The organism is Pseudomonas sp. TE12234 (assembly GCF_054061835.1).
Genome location: NZ_JBSSEP010000011.1, coordinates 94876 through 110706, shown reverse-complemented (window position 1 = coordinate 110706; position 15831 = coordinate 94876). Strand labels below are relative to the sequence as shown.

General features: G+C 59.6%; 14 protein-coding genes and 1 pseudogene. 12 read left to right on the top strand and 3 right to left on the bottom strand.

Annotated elements, in window-relative coordinates; translation table 11 throughout:
* Window positions 1-2 precede the first annotated feature (2 nt).
* The 11 genes from ACVWYU_RS18315 to ACVWYU_RS18265 all read left to right on the top strand — a co-directional run bounded on the left by ACVWYU_RS18315 (window position 3) and on the right by ACVWYU_RS18265 (window position 9730).
* A complete protein-coding gene (locus tag ACVWYU_RS18315; protein ID WP_457373338.1) occupies window positions 3-1064 on the top strand; it encodes a hypothetical protein in 1062 nt (353 codons plus the stop codon).
* A gap of 69 nt (window positions 1065-1133) precedes the next feature.
* On the top strand, window positions 1134-1589 hold the full coding sequence (locus ACVWYU_RS18310; RefSeq protein WP_457373337.1) for a hypothetical protein: 456 nt from the start codon (window positions 1134-1136) through the stop codon (window positions 1587-1589).
* A gap of 3 nt (window positions 1590-1592) precedes the next feature.
* Window positions 1593-2657, top strand: coding sequence for a hypothetical protein (locus ACVWYU_RS18305; protein ID WP_457373336.1), 1065 nt, complete (start codon window positions 1593-1595; stop codon window positions 2655-2657).
* 410 nt (window positions 2658-3067) lie between these two features.
* Complete coding sequence (locus ACVWYU_RS18300; protein WP_047529745.1) at window positions 3068-3916, top strand: transporter substrate-binding domain-containing protein; 849 nt, start codon at window positions 3068-3070, stop codon at window positions 3914-3916.
* Window positions 3917-3967: 51 nt separating this feature from the next.
* Window positions 3968-4630: an amino acid ABC transporter permease gene (locus tag ACVWYU_RS18295; RefSeq protein ID WP_008015908.1), complete on the top strand. Its 663-nt coding sequence runs from the start codon at window positions 3968-3970 to the stop codon at window positions 4628-4630.
* Between the two features lie 8 nt (window positions 4631-4638).
* On the top strand, window positions 4639-5301 hold the full coding sequence (locus tag ACVWYU_RS18290) for an amino acid ABC transporter permease (protein WP_090322690.1): 663 nt from the start codon (window positions 4639-4641) through the stop codon (window positions 5299-5301).
* On the top strand, window positions 5298-6095 hold the full coding sequence (locus ACVWYU_RS18285) for an amino acid ABC transporter ATP-binding protein (protein ID WP_247257414.1): 798 nt from the start codon (window positions 5298-5300) through the stop codon (window positions 6093-6095). Before ACVWYU_RS18290 ends, ACVWYU_RS18285 begins: the two co-directional genes overlap by 4 nt.
* A 30-nt stretch (window positions 6096-6125) precedes the next feature.
* Window positions 6126-6515, top strand: a complete 390-nt coding sequence (locus tag ACVWYU_RS18280; RefSeq protein WP_457373335.1) for a RidA family protein — start codon at window positions 6126-6128, stop codon at window positions 6513-6515.
* 171 nt (window positions 6516-6686) lie between these two features.
* Entirely contained in the window at window positions 6687-7451 is a 765-nt protein-coding gene (locus ACVWYU_RS18275) for an IclR family transcriptional regulator (protein WP_090322683.1), read from the top strand.
* 39 nt (window positions 7452-7490) lie between these two features.
* On the top strand, window positions 7491-8708 hold the full coding sequence (locus tag ACVWYU_RS18270) for an amino acid deaminase (protein WP_090322677.1): 1218 nt from the start codon (window positions 7491-7493) through the stop codon (window positions 8706-8708).
* Between the two features lie 86 nt (window positions 8709-8794).
* Entirely contained in the window at window positions 8795-9730 is a 936-nt protein-coding gene (locus tag ACVWYU_RS18265) for a sugar kinase (RefSeq protein WP_457373334.1), read from the top strand.
* A gap of 164 nt (window positions 9731-9894) precedes the next feature.
* Here the strand turns inward: ACVWYU_RS18265 and ACVWYU_RS18260 are convergent, their stop codons facing one another.
* Both ACVWYU_RS18260 and ACVWYU_RS18255 read right to left on the bottom strand, forming a co-directional pair.
* Window positions 9895-10170, bottom strand: a complete 276-nt coding sequence (locus ACVWYU_RS18260; protein WP_007933743.1) for a peptidylprolyl isomerase — start codon at window positions 10168-10170, stop codon at window positions 9895-9897.
* Between the two features lie 65 nt (window positions 10171-10235).
* Window positions 10236-12773 (bottom strand): PAS domain-containing protein, encoded by a 2538-nt coding sequence (locus tag ACVWYU_RS18255; RefSeq protein ID WP_457373333.1) that lies wholly within the window; start codon window positions 12771-12773, stop codon window positions 10236-10238.
* A 130-nt stretch (window positions 12774-12903) separates the two neighbouring features.
* On the opposite strand from ACVWYU_RS18255, the pseudogene ACVWYU_RS18250 reads away from it, so the two are divergent.
* Window positions 12904-13404, top strand: a pseudogene (locus tag ACVWYU_RS18250) (ATPase, T2SS/T4P/T4SS family); the annotation flags it as partial.
* Between the two features lie 462 nt (window positions 13405-13866).
* Here ACVWYU_RS18250 and ACVWYU_RS18245 read toward each other — a convergent pair.
* Window positions 13867-15822, bottom strand: coding sequence for an acetoacetate--CoA ligase (locus ACVWYU_RS18245; RefSeq protein ID WP_457373332.1), 1956 nt, complete (start codon window positions 15820-15822; stop codon window positions 13867-13869).
* Window positions 15823-15831 lie beyond the last annotated feature (9 nt).

Here is a 15831-nt window from a genome sequence, read left to right as displayed (position 1 = left end):
AAATGACCCAGGAATCGTATTACGCCAAGACGGCCTATGGGGCGACCGAAGTGCCCCAGCAAGAGCAATCCACTGAGCGACCATGGATCATGCGTTTTGCCAAGGTCAGACTGCCTTGGGGGAGTGCCGATGAAGTAACGCCGGTCAGTTTTGTGGAGGATTACTCGCCACGAGACCTTCGAAATCAAGAGCAACTGAAGAGAGAGCGTGAAGAGCAAATAGCCGAAGGCACTTATACTCCGAACCCATTCGAGCATATTGATTTTCATATGAGGGATAATCACGAAAGCTTTAGGTATGCACTCCTTCCTGTGAGCTCTCACTTTTGGATTTATATGGTGGGAGTAGGGCGTATTTTATTTTTAATTTTTTTTACGCTTTCTTTTTTTATATTGACAGCCGAATTTATAGATACCAAAAAAACTTTGAGCAACATCATCGCTGATTACAGCGCAACTCTTGCTGTATTGCTTGGGTTGCCATTAATGTGTTGGCTGGCTGGCACTGTGGTAATTAAGTTATTCAAAAGCCTCTGGCTAAAACCTTCCCGAGGCCCCATCTGGGAACTCAACCGCCGCACCGGCCTGGTCACGGTCTTCGACTACAAAAACAACGGCGAATATAAAAAGAACGGCACCATCGGTGAACTCACCGCGCCGTTCTACGAGTTTGATGCCTATATCGCCACGTCCCCGGACAGTCAGGGCATGCCGTTGAACGTGCTGTACCTCGCCCATCGCTACCGCAACATCATGATCAACTTCGGCGCGCTGCTGTGCCCCGGACCCGACGTCCAGCCGCCTTGCGCCCTGTGGGATTTTATCCAGAACTACATGAACGTCAGCCGCCCGCTGCCGGATCTGCCGCAATACGAAGAATACCGCCACCTTGACCCCACCACCGCCGAATATGACCGCCTCACCGGCCGCAACCCCCGTTACTGGATCGACATGGACGACGCGACGTTCAAGCAAGTCGTCAATGAAATGCACCAACGCGTCGAGGAAATCGATACGTTCGAGCGGCCGAACCTGATGGCGGGATACGTGACCTATGTCGATTGAGCGACGAAAAATGTGCGGTGTGCTGTTCATAGACTCAAACATGACTTTCGCGCCAGGACACCTTTTCCAGTGATCTCGTCCAACACCTGCATTCGCATCGAAAGTAACTTGCCGGGCTTAATGGGTAACCTGGGTACGCTCAACATCAATGCCCACTGCCGACTTAATACCTTTGAACTCAAAGGTGGTCGCCTCAAAAGTGAAACCGTGCCGTTCACAAAGCTGATCGATAGCCGCCTCGTCCCACCCAATGCCCAACGGCTGCTGCCGCAGGGTCTGGAGCTGTTTTTCAAAACGCCAGCGAGCTACGCCTTCGACCCGGTAACAGGCTCAGCCGGTATCGCCCATCAGTGGCAAGTCCGGGCTCAGTGCGTACTGGAACAACATCATCAACGCTGGCACTTTCCTGCACCACCCCCGAAGGACGGTACGCCGTTTGATGCCACCCATATAAAACCCGACTTCAGCAGTGAGGGTGAACTTTATTGGGCAGATGAAGTGACAAATAAGATCACGAGACGCTAACAAATGACCCAGGAATCGTATTACGCCAAGACGGCCTATGGGTCGACCGAGGTGCCCCAGCAAGAGCAATCAACTGAGCGGCCATGGATCATGCGTATTGCCAAGGTGAGACTGCCTTGGGGTAACCCCGATGAAGTAACGCCCGTCAGTTTTGTGGAGGATTACTCACCACGAGACCTTCGAGATCAGGAGCAACTGAAAAGAGAGCGTGAAGAGCAAATAGCCAAAGGCACTTATACTCCGAGCCCATTCGAGCATATTGATTTTCATATGAGGGATAATCACGAAAGTTTTAGATATGCACTTCTTCCCGCAAGCTCCCACCTCTGGATATATATGTCAGGTGTTGGGCGCGCTTTGTTTTTTCTGTTCTTTTTTGTCAGCATCCCTACCTATTTTTTAGTTATCTCAACAGGATATAAGCCAATATGGGAGCTAACCAAGACTATGTTTATCGAGTTCTTCTCTTGGGTTCTCGGCCTACCACTTCTCTCCTGGGCCATCGGTTCATTCGTCATCAAGCACTTCCCCAACCTCTGGATAAAACCCTCCCGAGGCCCCATCTGGGAACTCAACCGCCGCACCGGCCTGGTCACGGTCTTCGACTACAAAAACAACGGCGAATATAAAAAGAACGGCACCATCGGTGAACTCACCGCGCCGTTCTACGAGTTTGATGCCTATATCGCCACGTCCCCGGACAGTCAGGGCATGCCGTTGAACGTGCTTTACCTTGCCCATCGCTACCGCAACATCATGATCAACTTCGGCGCGCTGCTGTGCCCCGGACCCGACGTCCAACCGCCTTGCGCCCTGTGGGATTTCATCCAGAACTACATGAACGTCAGCCGCCCGCTGCCGGACTTGCCCCAATATGAGGAATACCGCCACCTCGACCCCACCACCGCCGAATACGACCGCCTCACCGGCCGCAACCCCCGTTACTGGATCGACATGGACGACGCGACGTTCAAGCAGGTCGTCAATGACATGCACCAGCGCGTCGAGGAAATCGATACGTTCGAGCGGCCGAACCTGATGGCGGGACACGTGACCTATGTCGATTGAACGACAAAAGATGTGCGGTGTGCCGGCGGGGGAGGCCTATCCACCGGGAGGGCTCGCGACGGGTTCCACTCGCCAGTAATGTGAAGCCACTCATGCACTGGCCGGTTTTCGCTTCTGTCAGTACAGGGGCCATTGTCGGCTACACGTTGCATCAACGATGCGTTTCCTTTCAGGAGCAAAAGCGCACCAAATGTGAACCTGATACCCGTCCTTCGTAGCCAACGGTAGCGTTCGCGAATTGTTCCTTTCGTAACACGCTTTCCCGGTTTTTACGCATCCCTCTGATTCAACACAGTTTTCAAACTCCCCAACACGCTCCCCGCAACCTGTGGCACACTTTCTGCTGTCTATTCCGTTGTTGCATACCTAGTTCCGGTGTAACGGAATAAACATCATTTGGAGTGCTTGCCATGCATCGCCGACCTTCCTTGTTCAAAGCGTGTGTTTTTCTGTTCGCAGCCTCTGCAGCTGCCGTGGGCGTGGCCCAGGCGGCCGACAGCAAGCTCGATAGCGTTCTGGCCCGCGGCAAACTGATCGTGGGTACCGGCAGCACCAACGCGCCGTGGCACTTTCAGGGGGCGGATGGCAAGTTGCAGGGTTTCGATATCGATATCGGGCACATGATTGCCAAGGGCTTGTTCAACGACCCGAGCAAGGTTGAGTACGTGGTGCAGTCTTCCGATGCGCGGATTCCCAACTTGCTGACCGACAAGGTCGACATCAGTTGCCAGTTCATCACCGTGACCGCCAGCCGTGCCCAGCAAGTGGCGTTCACGCTGCCGTACTACCGCGAAGGTGTTGGCCTGTTGTTGCCAGCCAACAGCAAGTACAAGGAAATCGATGACATGAAAGCCGCCGGTGACAGCCTCACCGTAGCGGTGCTGCAAAACGTCTATGCCGAGGAATTGGTGCATCAGGCGTTGCCCAAGGCCAAGGTCGATCAGTACGACAGCGTGGACCTGATGTACCAAGCGGTGAACTCGGGACGTGCCGACGCGGCAGCCACCGACCAGTCCTCGGTGAAATACCTGATGGTGCAAAACCCCGGTCGCTACCGCAGCCCGGCCTACGCCTGGAGCCCGCAGACCTACGCGTGTGCCGTGAAACGCGGCGATCAGGATTGGCTGAACTTCGTCAATACCACGCTGCATGAAGCCATGACCGGTGTTGAGTTCCCGGCTTACGCGGCGTCGTTCAAGCAGTGGTTTGGTGTCGATCTGCCTACTCCGGCGATTGGCTTCCCTGTCGAATTCAAATGATCCCGTGAGAGTGGGGCGCCGAAATGCGCCCCGCTCAAGGTACTGCCAACCATGAACTATCAGTTGAACTTTGCCGCGGTGTGGCGCGATTTCGACACCTTGCTGGCGGGGCTCGGCCTGGGCCTCGAGCTGGCGTTGGTGTCTATCGCCATCGGTTGCGTGATCGGCCTGATGATGGCGTTTGCTTTGCTGTCGAAGCACCGCGCATTGCGGGTGCTGGCATCGGTGTATGTGACGGTGATTCGCAACACGCCGATTCTGGTGTTGATTCTGTTGATCTACTTTGCTTTGCCGAGCCTCGGCATTCGGCTGGACAAAATTCCCTCGTTCATCATCACGCTGTCGCTGTACGCCGGGGCGTATCTGACCGAAGTGTTTCGTGGCGGGCTGCTGAGCATTCCCAAGGGGCAGCGTGAAGCGGGGCTGGCGATCGGCCTGGGCGAGTGGCAGGTCAAGGCTTACGTCACCGTGCCGGTGATGTTGCGCAATGTGTTGCCGGCCTTGTCGAACAACTTCATTTCTCTGTTCAAGGACACTTCGCTGGCCGCCGCGATTGCCGTGCCGGAGCTGACCTATTACGCGCGCAAGATCAACGTCGAGAGCTACCGGGTGATCGAAACCTGGCTGGTGACCACGGCGCTCTATGTCGCGGCCTGTTACCTCATTGCCATGATGCTGCGTTACCTCGAGCAGCGCCTGGCGATCCGCCGATAGGAGGCCCCATGTACGAATCCCCCAGTTGGTTACATGAGTTGTGGGTCGCCCGGGAAGTGCTGTGGCAAGGCTTTCTGACCAGTGTTCAGGTGTCGGCCCTGGCGATTTTGCTCGGCACCGTGGTCGGCGTATTCGCCGGTCTGGTGTTGACCTACGGCAGGTTCTGGATGCGCGCGCCGTTTCGTTTCTACGTGGACGTGATTCGCGGTACCCCGGTGTTTGTGCTGGTGCTGGCCTGCTTCTATATGGCGCCGGCACTGGGCTGGCAGATCAGCGCGTTTCAGGCAGGTGCACTGGGCCTGACGCTGTTTTGCGGTTCCCACGTCGCCGAGATCGTGCGCGGTGCATTGCAGGCATTGCCCCGTGGGCAGATGGAAGCGAGCAAGGCCATCGGCCTGACGTTCTATCAGGCCCTCGGTTACGTGCTATTGCCCCAGGCACTGCGGCAAATCCTGCCGACCTGGGTCAACTCGTCCACCGAGATCGTCAAGGCCTCGACGCTGCTGTCGGTGATCGGCGTGGCCGAATTGCTGCTCAGCACCCAGCAGATCATCGCCCGGACCTTCATGACCCTGGAGTTTTACCTGTTCGCCGGTTTTCTGTTTTTTGTCATCAACTACGGCATCGAATTACTCGGCCGGCACATTGAAAAGCGGGTGGCCCTGCCATGACTCAAGTACAACAATCCAACGTCCCGAGCGGACAGCCTCTGCTGGACATTCGCGGCCTGCACAAACAATACGGCCCGCTGGAAGTGCTCAAGGGCGTCGACCTGACGATGCAGCGTGGCAACGTGGTCACGCTGATCGGCTCCAGCGGCTCGGGCAAGACCACGCTGCTGCGCTGCGTGAACATGCTTGAAGAGTTCCAGGGCGGGCAGATCATGCTCGACGGCGAATCCATCGGGTATGACGAGGTCAATGGCAAACGCATCCGTCACCCGGAAAAGGTCATCGCCCGTCATCGCGCCATGACCGGCATGGCGTTCCAGCAATTCAACCTGTTCCCGCACCTCACCGCGTTGCAGAACGTCACCCTGGGTTTGCTCAAAGTGAAAAAACTGCACAAGGACGAGGCCGTGGCGCTGGCGGAAAAATGGCTGGAACGCGTCGGTTTGCTGGAACGTCGCGATCACTATCCTGGCCAGTTGTCCGGCGGGCAGCAGCAGCGCGTGGCGATTGCCCGGGCGATTGCGATGAACCCGAGCCTGATGCTGTTCGACGAAGTGACTTCGGCGCTGGACCCTGAGCTGGTCGGCGAAGTGCTCAACGTCATCAAGGGACTGGCCGAAGACGGCATGACCATGCTGCTGGTGACCCACGAAATGCGCTTCGCTTTCGAAGTCTCGGACAAGATCGTGTTCATGAATCAGGGGCGCATCGAAGAGCAGGGGCCGCCCAAGGAACTGTTCGAGCGTCCGAAATCGCCACGCCTGGCGGAATTCCTCAAGAACACGCGCTTTTAAACATTCGATTTTCAATCAGGAGAAACACTCATGAGCATTACTCGTTACGGCACCGGCAGCACCGCCGCTGGCGGTCAGCCTCGCCCGTTCGCCCGAGCCGTTGAAGCCGATGGCTGGCTGCACGTTTCCGGGCAGGTGCCGGCGGTGGATGGCGAGATCATTACCGGCGGCATCGTCGAGCAGACCCACCAGACCATGAAGAACCTGATCGCGATTCTGCAAGAGGCCGGTTATGGCCTGGAAGATGTGGTGCGTGCAGGCGTGTGGCTGGAGGACCCGCGGGATTTCACCAGTTTCAACAAGGTCTTCTCCGAGTACTTCAAACCCGAACACGCCCCGGCCCGGGCCTGCGTGCAGGCGAACATGATGGTCAACTGCAAGGTCGAGATCGACTGCATCGCGTACAAGAAAAAGGCTTGAATCGAGTCGCGCCCATCGCGGGCAAGCCACGCTCCCACAGGCTCTGCAGGCTGGCACAGATTGCAGACAGGCCATCAATACCTGTGGGCGCTGGCTTGCCAGCGAAGACGGCCTAACAGTCGTTACCGCACTCTCGGTAAACTCCCGGCACTTTGAATGGGAACCACTGACATGACCGAAGACACCATCAAACGCCGGGCGCGCGGTCTGGACCGGGCGTTCGACATCCTCGATTTCCTCAAGGAGATCGGCCAGCCCCTGCGCCCGAATGAAATCGCCAGTGGCATCGGCAGCCCCAAATCCACGGTCTACGAACTGGTGGCCTCGTTGCTGGAGCGACGGATACTGGAGCCGGTGGGCAAGGACGGTCACGTTTACCTGGGGCGCCAGCTGTACTTTCTCGGACAGGCGCATCTGCGCCATTTCGACCTGACCCGCGAGGCCGATCACGCCTTGCAGGAAATCGTCAGCCAAACCCATGAAACCGCGCAGATGTGCCTGCTCAACGGGCGCAAATACACCGTGGCGTTGATGAAAGAGGGGGAGCGGCATTTCCGTATCTCCTCGGACATCGGCGAAAACGCACCGATCCCCTGGACTGCGTCCGGGCGCCTGTTGCTGGCGCACCTGAGCGACCAGGAAATCATCGATCTGATCGACCATGACGACTTCATCCTGCCCGATGGTGAACGCCTGCCGCTGGAGCAGTTTCTCAAGGAGATCCGTCAGGCCGGCATCGATGGTTTTTTCTCCTTCGATAGCGTCGCCGACACCTTTACCCATTGCTTCGCCGCGCCGGTCAAAGACCCCGGCGGCGTGGCCATCGCGACCCTGTGCATCGTCGCCCCCCGGGCCGATGCCAAGAAAAATTACGACGACTACCGCCGGGTGCTGATCGAAAGCGCCAACAGCCTGGCCCGTCGCATCAACGAATAACAGCGGCTGCTTGCGACCGCGAATGTGAGGAGTTCGACCATGATTACTGCCGAAAATACCGCCGCCGTGGAAAAGGGTTTTGCCCGCACGGGCGCCAGTCTTGTCCGTGACGTCAGCCTGCCCGCGCTGGTGCTGCATCGTGAAGCGCTGGAGCACAACATTCGCTGGATGCAGGATTTCGTCAGCAACAGCGGCGCCGAGCTCGCGCCCCACGGCAAGACCAGCATGACCCCGGCGCTGTTTCGCCGGCAGCTGGACGCCGGTGCCTGGGGCATTACCCTGGCCAGCGCCACGCAAACCCGCGCCGCCTATGCCCATGGTGTGCGTCGGGTGCTGATGGCCAACCAACTGGTCGGCACACCGAACATGGCGCTGATCGCCGATCTGCTGGCCGATCCGACGTTCGACTTCTACTGCATGGTCGATCACCCGGACAACGTTGCCGACCTCGGTGCCTATTTCGCCTCGCGCGGTGTGCGCCTGAACGTGATGATCGAGTACGGCGTGGTTGGCGGGCGTTGCGGCTGCCGCAGCGAACAGGAAGTGATCGACCTGGCGAAAGCCATCGCCGCGCAACCGGCACTGGCCCTGACCGGGATCGAAGGCTATGAAGGGGTGATTCATGGTGATCACGCCATCAGCGGCATCCGCGCGTTCGCCGGTTCCCTGGTGCGCCTGGCGGTGCAGTTGCAGGACAGCGGCGCATTCGCGATCGCCAAGCCGATCATCACCGCTTCGGGCTCGGCCTGGTATGACCTGATCGCCGAGGAATTCGAAGCGCAGAACGCTGCAGGGCGCTTCCTCAGCGTGCTGCGTCCTGGCAGTTATGTCGCCCACGACCATGGCATCTACAAGGAGGCGCAATGCTGCGTGCTCGACCGCCGCAGCGACCTGCACGAAGGGTTGCGCCCGGCGCTGGAAGTCTGGGCGCACGTGCAGTCGCTGCCGGAGCCGGGCTTCGCGGTGATTGCCCTGGGCAAGCGTGACGTGGCCTACGACGCCGGTTTGCCGGTGCCGTTGCTGCGTTACAAGGCCGGCGTGCTGCCCGCCAAAGGCGACGACGTGAGTGCCTGCAAGGTGACGGCGGTGATGGACCAGCATGCGTTCATGACCGTGGCGCCGGGCGTCGAGTTGCGGGTAGGCGACATCATTTCGTTCGGCACTTCGCACCCGTGCCTGACGTTCGACAAGTGGCGCACGGGGTGTCTGGTGGATGAGCAATTGAACGTCATCGAAACCATGGAAACCTGTTTCTAAGGTTTGAGACTGCGCAGAGCCTTTCGCTGGCCTGCCAGCGAAGTGGCCCGACCAGACAACAAAGAACACCAGAGACCCCCACAACCATGAACACCCTCAACACCCTGGGCCCCCACGCCCCGCGCATCGCCCTGATCGGCGAATGCATGATCGAGATGCAACACCGTGCCGATGGCAGCCTGCAACAGAGCTTCGGTGGCGATACCTTGAACACGGCGGTGTACCTGTCCCGAGAACTGGCCGGCGCTGGCACGGTGGACTACGTCACGGCTTTGGGCGATGACAGTTTCAGCGATGCCATGTGCCGGAGCTGGGCCGAGGAAAACATCGGCCTGGGCATGGTCCAGCGCCTGCCCGGACGTTTACCAGGGCTGTATTGCATCCAGACCGACGCCGCTGGCGAGCGTCGTTTCCTCTACTGGCGCAATGAAGCGGCGGTGCGTGATTGCTTCACTACGCCGGCCGCCGCGCCGATCCTGGCGGCGCTTCCAGACTATGACGTGCTGTATTTCAGCGGCATTACCCTGGCGGTACTGGGCGTGAAGGGCCGGGAAAAATTGCTGGAAACCCTGATCCAGGCCCGGCAGCGCGATGCCCGAATCGTCTTCGACAACAACTACCGGCCACGGCTGTGGGGCTCGGTCGAGGACGCGCGGGCGGCCTATCGCAGCGTGCTGCCTTATGTCGACCTGGCGTTGTTGACCGTCGATGACGAACAGGCGCTGTTCCACTTCTCCGATTGCGCGGCGGTGTTTGACGCCTATGAGCAGATCGGCACGCCCGAAGTGGTGCTCAAGCGTGGCGCCGAGGCGTGCCTGATTCGGTGTGAGGGGGAGGCGTTCGAAGTGCCGGCGCAGAAAGTCGAGCGAGTAGTGGACACCACGGCGGCGGGGGATTCGTTCAGTGCGGCGTACCTGGCTGCGCGGCTCAAGGGCGCTAGCCCGGTCGAAGCGGCCGAGGCGGGGCACCGGTTGGCGAGTCGGGTGATCCAGGTGCCGGGGGCGCTTATTCCCAGACCTTGAAATGCATGCCCTGTGGCGAGGGAGTTTACTCCCGCTCGGCTGCGCAGCAGTCGCAAATCCTTTGAACTCGATTTTTCAGGCATTTCAAGGTTGCAGGTTTTGGGGCCCCTTCGCAGTCCAGCGGGACGAAGGCGCTCCGACAAGCTCCCTCGCAACAGGCGGCTTTAATCCCGGTAAAACACCTGCACCAGGTGATAACCGAACTTGCTCTTGATCGGTCCATGCACCACCCGCAGCGGCTTCTTGAAAATCACCGCATCGATGGCTCCAACCATCTGCCCCGGCCGCACTTCGCCCAGGTCTCCGCCGCGCTTGCCGGACGGGCAGGTGGAGTACTTCTTGGCCAGCACATCGAAGGCTTCGCCCTTGGCGATGCGTTGTTTGAGCTGCTCGGCTTCTTCCGAGGTTTTCACCAGAATATGGCGGGCTTGAGCTTTCATGGGGCGGGTACCTTGCAACGGTGGTGGCGTGGGTGGTGAAGCGGGGCGCGCGATTATGCCCTAACTCACTGCGGTTGGCCGATCATCGTGCGAATCTTGTTGGCCAATAGATCAATCGAAAACGGTTTGGCCACCATGTCCATGCCTTCTTCGAGAAAACCCTGACGCTCGGCGGCTTTTTCCGCGTAACCGGTCATGAACAGCACTTTGAGTTCAGGTCGGTGCTGACGGGCAATTTCCGCCAGTTGCCGGCCATTCATGCCGGGCAACCCGACATCGGTCACCAGCAAATCGACCCGCAGTTCGGACTCGAGCAAGGGCAGGGCGCTCTTCGCGTCTTCGGCTTCATAGGCGTGATAGCCCAGCTCCTTGAGCAGGTCGAACACCAGCATGCGCACGGCCGGGTCGTCCTCCACCAGGACCACGGTTTCACCGGCAATCGCCGAGGGCGCCTCGCTGATGACCGGCGATAACACGTCCTGCGGTTCCATGCCGTGCAGACGCGGCAAGTACAAACGCACGCTGGTGCCCTGGTCGGGCATGCTGAACAGGGTCACATGGCCGCCGGACTGCTGGGCGAAACCATAAATCATCGACAGGCCCAGCCCGGTGCCCTGGCCGATGGGTTTGGTGGTGAAAAACGGATCGAACGCCTTGGCCAGCACCTTCGGGGTCATGCCCGTGCCGTTGTCGCTGACGGCGATCATCAGGTAATCCCCGGCCTTGACCGGTTCCAGGGTGGTGATGTCGCTGCCGTCGAGGTGGACGTTCGCGGTTTCAATGCACAACTCGCCGCCATCGGGCATGGCGTCCCGGGCGTTGATCACCAGGTTCAGCAGGGCGTTTTCCAGTTGGCTGACGTCAGTGCTGACCATCCAGGCGTCTTTGGCCAGGCGCAGTTTGAGCGCGATATGGTCACCCTTGGTGCGACTGAACAGGTCTTCCAGGGAGTGAATCAGGTCGTTGGGGTTCAGCGGTTTGCGGTCCAGCGACTGACGCCTGGAGAACGCCAGCAGACGATGGGTCAGCGCGGCGGCGCGGTTGGCCGAGGACACCGCGGCCTCGGTGAAACGGGCGATCTCGGCGGCACGGCCGTCGGCGATGTAGCGTTGCATCAGATCCAGGCTGCCGATGATCCCCGTGAGCATGTTGTTGAAGTCATGGGCGATGCCACCGGTGAGCTGGCCGACCGCTTCCATCTTCTGGGCATGGCGCAGGGCTTCTTCGGCGCGCTCGCGTTCGAACATCTCTTTGAGCAGTTTTTCATTGGCTTCGGCCAGTTGCCGGGTGCGGGCGCTGACCCGCTCTTCGAGGGTTTCATTGAGGTTGCGCAGGGCTTCTTCAGTCTGTTTACGCTCGGTTTCGTCGATCACGAAGATGTAAAAACCGTTTACCGCGCCGTCCGCACCGTGGCGCGGCAAATAGTTCATCAGTGCATGACGGATGCTGCCATCACGGTGCGGCGTGTTGATGCTGAAACAGCAGGACCTGCCGGACAGGGCCTCGGCGATGTGCTCGGCGCGCAGGGCGTAGGCCTCGTCGCCCAGCACCTCGCGAATGGTGCGGCCATAGAGTTCCTGAGGCGTCAGACCGTACCAGTCCAGATAAGCGGCATTGTTCAGGCGAAAGCGTTCCTCGCGGTCGACGTAGCTGATCAGGATCGGCATGGCGTTGATGATCAGTTGCAGCTCGGTCTGGCTCTGGCGCAGGGCCTGCTCGGTGTTTTTGCGTTCGGTGAGGTCCAGGGCGGCGCCCAGGAAGCGGATCGGCCGGCCATGGTGGTCCTTGTAGCAACGACCTCGAGCAAATACCCAACGCAATTCGCCATCGGGTTGCAGCAGGCGGTATTCCTCGGCGTATTCGGTGCCATGGGCGATGCAATGTTTGATGCTGCGGGCGATCAGGGCGCGGTCTTCCGGGTGCACGCCGTGCAGATACTCGGTGATCGGCAACTGGCTGGCCATGGCCGGGTCGATGCCGTGCAATTGGGCGAAATGGGCATCCGCAAGGAAGCGATCCTCGCTGATGTCCCAGTCCCAGGTGCCGACCGCGTCGGTGGCGGCGAGGGCCAGTTGCAGGCGTTCCTCGGTTTCTTGCTGGGCCTTGAGGCTGGCAGCCGATCGCTGTTCCAGTTCAAGCGCGATGCGTCGACGCTCGTTGGTTTCGATGGCCGTGACCAGAATCCCGGCCACCTCGGCGCTTTCGTCGCGAATGGGGCTGTAGGTCAGGTCGAGCCAGAAGTCGGAATCCTTGCCATCGCGCTGCAGGGTGAAGCGTTGTTCGCTGTAGGTCCGCACCTGTCCTTGTAGGACGGCTCGGTAAATCGGGTCGGTAAAATCCTTTAACTCTGGCCAGATATCGTGTGTTGGCTGTCCGAAAGCGTACGGATGCTTGTTGCCAGCGAGCAGGGCGAAACCGTCGTTGTAGATTTGCGTCAACTGCGGCCCCCAGAGCAACAGCATCGGCATCGGTGAATGAATCACGATGTCCACGGCGGTTTTCAGGCTCTGTGGCCAGGTACTGGCCGCGCCCAGTGGGCTGCTTTCCCAGTCCAGTCTGGCAATCAGGGCCTGGGCATCGCTGCCGGTCGGTGAGGCGTTCATCAAGGTGTCCTGCTTCAAGTCGGTGTGACGGCGTCTACTAAGCTGGCTGAGCGGTAGACGCTGGATGACCCGGCACTTCAGAGGTTCGGGTCATTTTTATTCATTGAATGCTTCGTAGGTGTTTTTTGCCATGGAAATCGACGCGTTATTAAGACAACTGGCCAGCCGCAATGGCGCCGACCTTTACTTGTCCACGGGCGCACCACCCTGTGCGCGGTTCGACGGTGTTCTCACCTCGCTGGCGGATCAGCCGTGCAGGCCCGGAGAGCTCGCGGCCATCGCCGCGTCCATTATGGACGCCGAACAGCGACTTGAGTTCGAACGGGAACTGGAGATGAACCTGGCAATTTCCCTGCCGGACATCGGACGCTTTCGGCTCAATATCTTCAAACAGCGTAACGATGTGTCGATGGTGGTGCGTAATGTCAAACTCGACATTCCACGCTTCGAAGATCTCAAATTGCCACCAGTGCTACTCGAAACCGTGATGCTCAAGCAGGGCTTGATGCTGTTCGTCGGTGCCACCGACTCCGGCAAGTCTACCTCGCTGGCGGCACTGATTGACTACCGCAATCGCCACGATCATGGGCATATCGTCACCATCGAAGACCCGATCGAATACCTTCATCGCCCGGCGAATGTGCGTTAGTCCATCAGTCCCCACTCACCCGTTGGTGCATCCAGACCTGTCGATCCCTCCGCATGCAACTTCAAGCGCAAGCGCAGGTTGAGGTGAGCCTGCCCAATATGGCTGGGGGGAGCTGGCGTCTACGTCGACTGAACCGACGCTATCGCGGGCAAGCCACACTCCCACAGGTTTTGTGGCGGGCGCTGTATCTGCATGCACCGCCATTCCCTGTGGTGCGAGCCTGCTCGCGATGAACTGGAGACCGCCGCGGGGCATCAGGCTCCCTGCGTTATCGTTCACAACCATCGCGATCAGGCTCGCTCCTACAGGGATAGTGGTTGTATGCGCATTTTGCATCTGACAAGCAATTCCTGTGGGAGCGGGCTTGCCCGCGATGAGGGCGGCACATTCAACTTTGACATTGATTGACACGCCGCCCTCGCGAGCAGGCCTTATTGGAGCACTTTAATCCCGCAGTTCCGGACGGTCGCGGAATTGCTCCAAAGCCTCGGGATTGGCCAGTGCATCGGTGTTCTTCACCTTTTGCCCATGCACCACATTGCGCACCGCCAATTCGACGATTTTGCCGCTGATGGTCCGCGGAATATCCGTGACCGCGACAATCTTCGCCGGTACATGGCGTGGCGTGGTATTGGCGCGGATGGTCTGGCGAATCTGTTGCTCAAGCGCTTCATTCAGTTCGACGCCTTCACGCAGCCGCACGAACAGCACCACTCGCACGTCATCCTGCCACTGCTGCCCGATGGCCACGCTGTCGAGTACTTGCGGGATTTTTTCCACCTGGCGGTAAATTTCCGCCGTGCCGATACGCACGCCGCCGGGGTTGAGCACGGCGTCGGAGCGGCCGTGGATCAACATCGCGCCGTGGGGCAGTTGTTCGGCGTAGTCGCCTTGCGCCCAGACGCCGGGGAACTGGCTGAAATACGACGCCCGCAGCTTTTCGCCGTCGGGGTCGTTCCACAAGCCGATGGGCATCGCCGGGAAGTGTCGGACGCACACCAACTCGCCTTTTTCACCAACGACCGGTCGGCCTTCGTCGTTCCACACTTCAACCGCCATGCCCAGGCTCTTGCCCTGCATCTCGCCGCGCCGCACCGGTTGCAACGGGTTGCCGTTGACAAAGCAGGAGACGATATCGGTGCCGCCCGACATCGACGCCAGGCACACGTCAGCCTTGAAATCGCGGTAGACGTAGTCGTAACTCTGCGGTGATAGCGCGGAACCCGTGCAAAGCAGGGTTTTCAGGCTGCTCAAGTCATGGCTTTGCCGGGGTTTGACGCCGTTGGCTTCCAGCGTGGCGAGGTACTTGGGGCTGGTGCCGAAAACACTGATGCGCTCGTCATCGATCAGGTCGATCAAGCGTTCGGGATCGGGATGAAACGGTGAGCCGTCGTACAGCACCACGGCACTGCCGACTGCCAGGGCCGAGACCAGCCAGTTCCACATCATCCAGCCGCAAGTGGTGTAGTAAAACAAGCGTTCGCCGGGGCCGAGATCGCTGTGCAAACCGTGCTCTTTCACGTGTTGCAGCAGCACGCCACCAGTGATGTGGATGATGCATTTGGGCACGCCGGTAGTGCCGCTGGAATAGAGGATGTACAGCGGATGGGCGAAGGGCACGGCGACGAAATCCGGCTCGCCGCCGGGGTCGTAGAAATCGTCCCACAGCGTCACATTGGCGGCTGTGCGGAAGTCTTCGATGCGAGCCTGCGGCCGGGCGTAGGGCACTACGATCAACTGCTGCAGCGATGGCAGGCGTTCGAGGATTTCGTTGACCTTGACGGTCTGGTCGATCTCCGTGCCGGCGTAGCGATAGCCGGCACAGGTGACCAGCACTTTCGGCTCGATCTGGCCGAAACGGTCGATTACGCCCTGGGTGCCGAAGTCCGGCGAAGAGCAGGACCAGATCGCCCCGAGGCTGGTGGTGGCGAGCATCGCCACCAATGTTTGCCAGGTGTTGGGCATGCACGCGGCCACCCGGTCGCCGAGGCCGACACCGGCGGCGATCAGACCGTTTTGAAAGCCGGCGACATGCTCGGCCAGCTCACCCCAGGTCAAGTGTTCGCGCTGACCATTTTCTGCCACGGCCACGACGGCCACGGCATCGTCGCGACGGCGCAGCAGGTGTTCAGCGAAGTTCAGGGTGGCGCCGGGGAACCACTGGGCGTCGGGCATTTTCGAGCCTTCAACCAGCACCGCGTCGGGTTGCTGATGGAAGCGGATATCGAAGAAGTCGACGATGGCCTGCCAGAAGTCCGCGCGTTGATCGATGGACCATTGGTGCAGGGCAGGGTAGTCATCGATGTGCAGGTGGTGCCGCTGATTGATGAAGCGCCGAAACGCCTCGATGCGGGTCTTGCCGATGCGTTTGGCACTCGGTTGCCAGAGGATGTCGGACATGGTTTGCCT

Excerpts from the sequence above, each read along its gene's own strand:
- ACVWYU_RS18295 (WP_008015908.1), top strand. The coding sequence starts at position 3,968 with ATGAACTATCAGTTGAACTTTGCCGCGGTGTGGCGCGATTTCGACACC.
- ACVWYU_RS18270 (WP_090322677.1), top strand. The coding sequence starts at position 7,491 with ATGATTACTGCCGAAAATACCGCCGCCGTGGAAAAGGGTTTTGCCCGC.
- ACVWYU_RS18255 (WP_457373333.1), bottom strand. The coding sequence starts at position 12,773 with ATGAACGCCTCACCGACCGGCAGCGATGCCCAGGCCCTGATTGCCAGA.
- ACVWYU_RS18290 (WP_090322690.1), top strand. The coding sequence starts at position 4,639 with ATGTACGAATCCCCCAGTTGGTTACATGAGTTGTGGGTCGCCCGGGAA.
- ACVWYU_RS18280 (WP_457373335.1), top strand. The coding sequence starts at position 6,126 with ATGAGCATTACTCGTTACGGCACCGGCAGCACCGCCGCTGGCGGTCAG.
- ACVWYU_RS18315 (WP_457373338.1), top strand. The coding sequence starts at position 3 with ATGACCCAGGAATCGTATTACGCCAAGACGGCCTATGGGGCGACCGAA.
- ACVWYU_RS18260 (WP_007933743.1), bottom strand. The coding sequence starts at position 10,170 with ATGAAAGCTCAAGCCCGCCATATTCTGGTGAAAACCTCGGAAGAAGCC.
- ACVWYU_RS18300 (WP_047529745.1), top strand. The coding sequence starts at position 3,068 with ATGCATCGCCGACCTTCCTTGTTCAAAGCGTGTGTTTTTCTGTTCGCA.
- ACVWYU_RS18245 (WP_457373332.1), bottom strand. The coding sequence starts at position 15,822 with ATGTCCGACATCCTCTGGCAACCGAGTGCCAAACGCATCGGCAAGACC.
- ACVWYU_RS18275 (WP_090322683.1), top strand. The coding sequence starts at position 6,687 with ATGACCGAAGACACCATCAAACGCCGGGCGCGCGGTCTGGACCGGGCG.
- ACVWYU_RS18265 (WP_457373334.1), top strand. The coding sequence starts at position 8,795 with ATGAACACCCTCAACACCCTGGGCCCCCACGCCCCGCGCATCGCCCTG.
- ACVWYU_RS18305 (WP_457373336.1), top strand. The coding sequence starts at position 1,593 with ATGACCCAGGAATCGTATTACGCCAAGACGGCCTATGGGTCGACCGAG.
- ACVWYU_RS18285 (WP_247257414.1), top strand. The coding sequence starts at position 5,298 with ATGACTCAAGTACAACAATCCAACGTCCCGAGCGGACAGCCTCTGCTG.